5 protein-coding genes are annotated in these 6,782 nt (G+C 57.4%); 2 read left to right on the forward strand and 3 right to left on the reverse strand.

Annotated features, from left to right (window positions below):
* Window positions 1-135: 135 nt before the first annotated feature.
* From ric to hmpA, 3 genes are read right to left on the reverse strand one after another with little or no spacing between them, the layout of a single operon-like run.
* Window positions 136-849: an iron-sulfur cluster repair di-iron protein gene (gene ric / locus ABX749_RS16360; protein ID WP_372896912.1), complete on the reverse strand. Its 714-nt coding sequence runs from the start codon at window positions 847-849 to the stop codon at window positions 136-138.
* Window positions 850-893: 44 nt separating this feature from the next.
* Complete coding sequence (locus ABX749_RS16365) at window positions 894-3,239, reverse strand: nitric-oxide reductase large subunit (RefSeq protein ID WP_372896913.1); 2,346 nt, start codon at window positions 3,237-3,239, stop codon at window positions 894-896.
* 48 nt (window positions 3,240-3,287) lie between these two features.
* Window positions 3,288-4,517 (reverse strand): NO-inducible flavohemoprotein, encoded by a 1,230-nt coding sequence (gene hmpA / locus ABX749_RS16370; protein ID WP_372896914.1) that lies wholly within the window; start codon window positions 4,515-4,517, stop codon window positions 3,288-3,290.
* Between the two features lie 341 nt (window positions 4,518-4,858).
* Between hmpA and ABX749_RS16375 the strand changes: the two genes are divergently transcribed.
* Both ABX749_RS16375 and ABX749_RS16380 read left to right on the forward strand, forming a co-directional pair.
* Window positions 4,859-5,068, forward strand: a complete 210-nt coding sequence (locus tag ABX749_RS16375; RefSeq protein WP_372896915.1) for a DUF3565 domain-containing protein — start codon at window positions 4,859-4,861, stop codon at window positions 5,066-5,068.
* A 230-nt stretch (window positions 5,069-5,298) separates the two neighbouring features.
* Complete coding sequence (locus ABX749_RS16380; protein ID WP_372896916.1) at window positions 5,299-6,465, forward strand: right-handed parallel beta-helix repeat-containing protein; 1,167 nt, start codon at window positions 5,299-5,301, stop codon at window positions 6,463-6,465.
* Window positions 6,466-6,782 lie beyond the last annotated feature (317 nt).

The following is a 6,782-nucleotide window of genomic DNA, read 5'->3' on the forward strand; positions in this document are numbered from 1 at the left end:
AGAGGACTCGTCGCCTCGTCCACTACCTGTTAATTGAGTGGAGGCGGAAGGGGAGAGGACTCGTCGCCTCGTCCACTACCTGGAAATTGTCTTGCCGTGGTTCTTGCGGCCGATGACATGCAGCAAAACAGCTTCCTAGGCACGTTGTTCGAGATGGATGGCTTTGGGGAACAGCACGTTGTTCTCTTTGTGAATGTGTTGGTGCATGTCTCGTTCAAGCTGCGCCAGCGAATCGAGCATGGCGCGGTACGTGTTGCAGGCCCACTCGGGCGGCGTGTAACCGTCAGTCGATTCGTTGAGGATTGCCAACGCGTTCCCGGCTTGATCGTGCTCGTGTTCCATTTGGCGGATGGGATTGCCGACGCTGCCGCCATGAAACCCCTCACGTTCGGTGGACGCTTCTAATTGACGCACCATCGGAAACAGGATCTTCTCCTCCTTCATCATGTGCGGTTCGAGTTCTGCCTTGAGCGCAACGAACGCTTCGCGAGTCTTCAGCAGCCGTGGCTCCTTATCACCGTGAACGCGAGCGACTTTCTCGGTCATGAAGTCCAAACGCGGCAACTCTTCCCTCAAGTACGCGTGGTGCGTGGTTTCGATGTGATCGGCCAGCTCTGTCAGGCTCATCGCGTCGGCGTCGACACTGCTGTCGTCATTCAGTTTGGCATCACACTGTTGCAGTTGATCGAGGACACGGGCTGGATCAATCTTCTTCTTCGCACAAGCGTCCGCCAGCGGAATTTTTCCGCCGCAGCAATAGTCGATCTTCATCGATTCAAAGACGCGGGCACGACTGGGGGCTTCGCGAACGAGTTCGCCGACGGTGGTTTTGAGGTCAATGGTTTGCATGAGATTCTTCCAGCGAGAGTTGAAGTGAGAAAACGTTTCAATTTCTACGGTGACGGTGTTTCGACCGCCGTCTTCTTAAACGAGTGACCTGTTTTCAGTCCGGCGACGAAGATCACGAGCGCAACGGCACCGATGAAGAAGATCGTGTCGCCGGGGACTCGCATCCAGCGCAGGGTTTGCATCAAATCGGTTTGCATGAACTCACTGCTGCGGGCGTACCAGTAACCGGTTTCGACCGAGGCTTTGGTTTGCAGCAGTCCGACCGGCAGCAAACTCAGCACGCACATGGCGAACAGCCCGATGTTCATGCCCCAGAAACCGATTCGCAGCAGCCCGTCTTTCCACTCGCGAGCCGGAATCAGCACCCGCAAGCACATCAGCATCAATCCCATGCCGAGCATCCCGTAGACGCCAAACAGTGCGGCATGTCCGTGTAGTGGAGTCGTGTTCAATCCTTGCATGTAGTAGAGGGCGATCGGCGGATTGATCATGAATCCGAACAAACCCGCACCGACCATGTTCCAGAACGCCACGGCGACGAAGAAGTAAATCGGCCACTTGTATCGCTGCACCCACGGTGTCGCCTTGCTGCGCCGCAAGTCTTCCATTGCATCGAAGCCGATCAGCGTCAACGGCACAACTTCCAACGCACTGAACACCGACCCCCACGCCAAAGCGACCGTCGGAGTGCCCGAGAAGTACAGGTGGTGCAGCGTTCCGATGATGCCGCCGGAGAGAAAGATCGTCGCGGCCAGCAGGGCTGCCGCCGCGGCGACGCCGGGTTTCACCAAATTCAGTCGCATGAACACGAATGCGATGACGGTGGTGGCGAAGACTTCAAAGAACCCTTCGACCCACAGGTGAACGACCCACCAACGCCAATACTCGACCATCGTCAGGTGCGAGTGCTGTCCCCAGGTCAGGCCGGCTCCGTAGAACAACGCAATCGCGGCGGTGGCGACGGCCAACAGAATGACGAGGTGCCGTTGATTGCCCGATTCGGACTGCGTCAATTCGTTCACCGACGACGTTGACGAATGGGTGTCGAATGGATCCGCCTTGGGATCCGCCGTTGGAGCCGCGGGCAAATTGCCGACGCCATTCTTGCGAAGCGCCGGTAGCAATACGCGGATCATCAACGCCAACCACAACAGCAATCCGACCATCAACAACATCTGCCAGAATCGCCCCAGTTCGACGTATTCGTAGCCTTGGTGGCCGAAGTAGAAGGAAACCGTGTCGGTCAGATGGTTTTGAACACTCAGCCATTCACCGGCCAGCGAACCGACCACCACCAACAACAAGGCGCCGAACAACACGTTCACACCGAGTCGCTGGAACTTGGGTTCGTGGTGACTGACCAGCGGCCCGATGAACAGGCCTGCCGCAAGCCACGCGGTGGCGATCCAGAACAGACCGATTTGCACATGCCAAGTCCGTGAGACGCTGTAGGGCAACCACTCGGCAAGCGGTAGACCATAGAACCCGTCACCTTCGACGCCGTAGTGGGCCGTGACGATGCCGAGTGTCATTTGGACCAAGATCAGTGCGGCGACCACCCAGAAGTATTTGATGGTGGCCTTTTGCGAAGGAGTGGCTTCCCAGAGTGCCAAGGGATCGGAGGCGTGATGATGGCCTTCCTCCTCTTCCTCTTTGCGTGACGCATACCACCATGCCATCGCTGAGATCCCGGCCAGCAGTACGATCACGCTGACGCCGGTCCAGACGATGTTGTCACCGGTGGGGCGGTTGCCGACGAGCGGTTCGTGTGGCCAATTGTTCGTGTAGCTGGCGATGTCGCCGGGGCGAGTGGTCACCGACGCCCAAGAGGTCCAGAAATAGAACGCGGAGAGCTTGCGAAGCCGCTCTTCACTGGAGATCGCACCAGCGGGGATCGCGTAGTCGGCGTTGCCGTCAATGAAGACCGTTTTGTAGTGCTCGACGTTCGCCGCAAACGCTGCGGCGCGAATCGGCGAAATTGTGACAACGCCGGACGCTTCGTCGTACGTATTGTCATGGAATTGCTCGGTCAATCGACCGGTCAATTGGCCTTGATGTTCGGCACTGATTTCGTCAAACGGCTTGCCGAATTCCGCGGCCGCCCATTTGTCCAGGATGAACACGGCTTCGCGGTGTAGCCAATCCGCGGTCCAGTCGGGTGCAACGTAGCTGCCGTGCCCCCAGACGCTGCCGACTTGCATTCCGCCCATCGACTGCCAAACATTTTGACCCTCGCCAATCTCGCCGCTGTCGACCAGCGTGACGCCGTCGGTCGTGACGAACTTGTCAGGGATCGGTGGCATTTCTTGGAAGATGCGTGTCCCGATCCAACCGAGGATGAGGAACGAGACAATCATCACGGCCGCGAAGGCCATCCATAAACGTTTCATCGTGTAGAGTTTTCCGAGGTGGCGAAGGATTTGGGTGCAATCATGGTTCTAAGCCTGTTGTAATTCTTCTTTGGGGCCAAAGAATTCGTAACGCACGCGAGTCTCGTCGACGCCGAGTTCTTGCAAGCAGGCATGAATGTTCTGCATGAACGGCTTGGGGCCACAGAAGTAAAACTCTGCGTCCGCAAACGGAGTCCACCGGCGAAGCAATTCGGTGGTGACAAACCCGACGTCGTCACACCGCTTGTTTTCGACATCGCCATCGAGCGGCGCGTCGTACAAGACTTTCACGTGCATGTTGGAACTGAGCGTTGCGAGATTCCTGATCTCATCGGCGAACGCATGCACGCCGCTGTTGCGTGCCGCTTGCAGGAAATAGATTGGTGCGTCCGGGTTGGCATGCACGATCGACTTCGCCATCGACAGCAGCGGCGTCACTCCGATCCCGCCGGCAAGTAAGACAACCGGTCGGCCATCGGCGTTTTCAGGATTGATCGTGAACTCGCCACAGGGTGGTCCAACCTGCAAGTGGTGCCCCTCTTCGATCGAGTCGTGCAAGTGACTCGATATCAAACCTTCGGGTGCATCTTCGGCTAATTTCCCTTCGCGTTTGACGCTGATGCGGAAGTGCGGCTCGCCGACTCGATCGGACAGGCTGTAGTTTCGCGGCGAGGTCGGCGTGTGGGGATGGTCGATGTGAACGGTGATGTACTGCCCGGGTTTGAATGGCGGCAATGGGCCTTCGTCCTCCGGTTTCAAGTAAAACGACGTCACGACATCACTTTCGGAAACCTTTTTGGCAACGACAAACGTTCGCGTGCCATTCCAACCGCCCGGTGCCGATGCTTGTTCTGCGTAGATCGCGCCTTCACGTCCGATGAAGAGATCGGCGAGGAACCCGTAGGCTTCGGCCACCGCTTCGATGATTTCTTCGGTCGCACCCTCACCCATCACATCCTTGATGGCGGCGAGCAGGTTGCTGCCGACGATCGGATAGTGCTCCGCCTTGATGCCCAGTGACACATGTTTTTGAGCGATCAGTTCAACGGCCGGCATCAGCACCGCGGGGTTGTCGATGTGAGTGAAGTAGGCACAGATCGCACCGGCCAAGGCCTTTTGTTGACCACCGGAATGCTGGTGAGCCTGGTTGAAAAACGCCTTGACCTCGGGGTTGGCCTCGAACATCCGCTCGTAGAAACGGCGTGTGATGGTTTCCGCGTTGGCGGCGACCAAAGGCGTGATTTCCTTGACGATTCGGACGGTCTTTTCGCTCAGCATGTCGTTGATTTCTACAGGGAATTGGGGCAGGAAGCTGTGAAGCTCGTAATCTGCACCAAAAGGTATACGTTTAATGGTTTACGTCAAGGTGTAGGTTGTTGTCCAGCCGAATTTCGTGTTAGAAGGCGTCCGGGGCTTTGCCCGCGGACGTGCGGGATTCCGGCAAATTCCCTTGTGCTGCGGGACCGACCACGATTTGCAGCCGGCGTTGCGGCAAAACGTCACAAAGAAAACCGAGCAGGAGAGGTGCTTCCCCCAACCGCCGAATCCGCGATTTCAGCCCTGACCGGTGTTGCCCAAGCGGGAAGCCACCGATCGCAACCCCTCGACGAGTGAGCCAAATGAAACGGCCTATCACCGGTTACCATCTCGACGACGAAGGCCATTGGGTTGCCCAGCTCGCTTGCGGCCACAACCAGCACGTTCGCCACGACCCGCCGTGGATGCACCGAACGTGGGTCACGACCGAAGGCGGCAGACGATCACACATCGGCGATGAACTCCACTGCAAGAAGTGCGACGAAGGCGCCCCGCCCGACGAACGTCCCTGACAGCGGTGCCAACAAGATCAGAGCTTGAGAGTCGCATCGTTGCTTCGTTGATTTTGCAATGATTGCAGCAGCGTTCGTCGCGTGAGGTGGGTTCGAGTGGTGAAGTTGGTAGACGTTTGTCGGGGGCTCCGTTGGAGTTATCATGATGCCTTGCCCGGGGGCAATCTGGACCACGTTCGGTGAGTCGCCCACCGGTCGCCGCATCTTCCTTCCACGACAACCACGCCGCCATGAATCGACGCCTCTGCTTTCTATCCGTTCTGGTTTCCTGCTGGCTGGGTGCCATTGAGCAAACCCGCGGCGGAGACGCGATCATCGATGCCGCCGCGTTTGCGACGCTGCAGCAGGCCGCCGACGCGATTCCGCAATCCGGGGGCGTGCTGAAAATTCCGCCCGGGACGTATGAACTCAGTGAACCGCTTCATATCAAAACCGGAGATACACGCATCGAAGGTTCCGGGACGGCGACCCATCTGGTCAACAAGAACACGGAGGGGAAACCGGCGATCTTGATCGAACATCCGGATTGGGTCGGGAAAAAAGTCCCTTCTGCAGATCGCCTGTGGCGGGTCAACTTGGCCAATTTTCGGGTGACCGGAAACGAACACAGCGGTGCCGGAATCGAGGCCCGTTACATCGAAGAGATTTTGGTGCAGGGTGTCAGCAGCAGTTATCACGGCGGCGACGGATTGCGGTTGCACTTCTGTTACGAGGATCCTCGCGTCAGCGATTGTCTGTTCACGTACAACAAGCGTTGCGGTGTATCGATCGAAGGTTGCCACGACATCATCGTCTCGGCCAATCAATTCGAAGAGAACCAAGACGGTTTGCGTTGCATCGATTCATTCAACTTGACGATGAGCGGCAACAACCTGGACGACCATCTCGGGGATGGAGTCGTGATTGAAAACACCTACGGTTCCGTCGTCGCCAGCAACATGATCGATGAGTGCCAGGGTTGGGCGATCGTGCTGGACCGAGATTGTTACGGGATCACCCTGTCCGCTAACGTGATCGCGCACGAGTTCACCGGCGGAATCGATTTGCGCGACGCACACGGATGCGCGATCTCGGCCAACACTTTCACCATCGTCAAACAAGTGGGCGTGGCGGTTCGCAAGGAATCGGGCAGCATCACGATCAGCGCCAACAATTTCAGCGACACCTGGGTCGGCAACGACGAGAACGGCAAGCCGCTCAGGAAACGCGATCCCGTGCCCAGCAAGACGGAACCAAACCCGAACGAAGCGGCGGGCATTCTGTTGGAGGACTGCACGGCCGTGGTGATTTCCGGCAACCTGTTCTCTGGGCTGGCCGGCGAAGCGGTGCGGCAGGAAGGGGATTGCACCAAAGTTCTCGTTCACGGCAACGGCTTGCAAGAACTGGAAACGAACTGAGTTTGCCTGCAGCAGGGGGATGGGATTTTGGCGGTGCAAAATGGGAGGCAGCGGTGGATCATCGACGGCGGAAAGCCCTCCCCTCACTCGACCCTCCTGCCAGGCATCGGTATCTGCCACCGGCATCCACTCTGCCGGCCCTCCGGGCCTGAAGGACGTCGCCTATCCGGCGAAATGCGATACATCGAAAACGTGAGAGTCAGCAAAACTCAAAACTCAAAACTCAAAACTCAAAACTTGAAACTCAAAACTTGAAACTTGAAACTTGAAACTTGAAACTTGAAACTTGAAACTTGAAACTTGAAACTTGAAACTTG

Source organism: Stieleria sp., from assembly GCF_041595215.1.
GTDB lineage: Bacteria > Planctomycetota > Planctomycetia > Pirellulales > Pirellulaceae > Stieleria > Stieleria magnilauensis.

Bases quoted from the DNA above. Each gene is read 5' to 3' on its own strand.
- hmpA (WP_372896914.1), bottom strand. From the start codon at position 4,517: ATGCTGAGCGAAAAGACCGTCCGAATCGTCAAGGAAATCACGCCTTTG.
- ABX749_RS16380 (WP_372896916.1), top strand. From the start codon at position 5,299: ATGAATCGACGCCTCTGCTTTCTATCCGTTCTGGTTTCCTGCTGGCTG.
- ABX749_RS16375 (WP_372896915.1), top strand. From the start codon at position 4,859: ATGAAACGGCCTATCACCGGTTACCATCTCGACGACGAAGGCCATTGG.
- ric (WP_372896912.1), bottom strand. From the start codon at position 849: ATGCAAACCATTGACCTCAAAACCACCGTCGGCGAACTCGTTCGCGAA.
- ABX749_RS16365 (WP_372896913.1), bottom strand. From the start codon at position 3,239: ATGAAACGTTTATGGATGGCCTTCGCGGCCGTGATGATTGTCTCGTTC.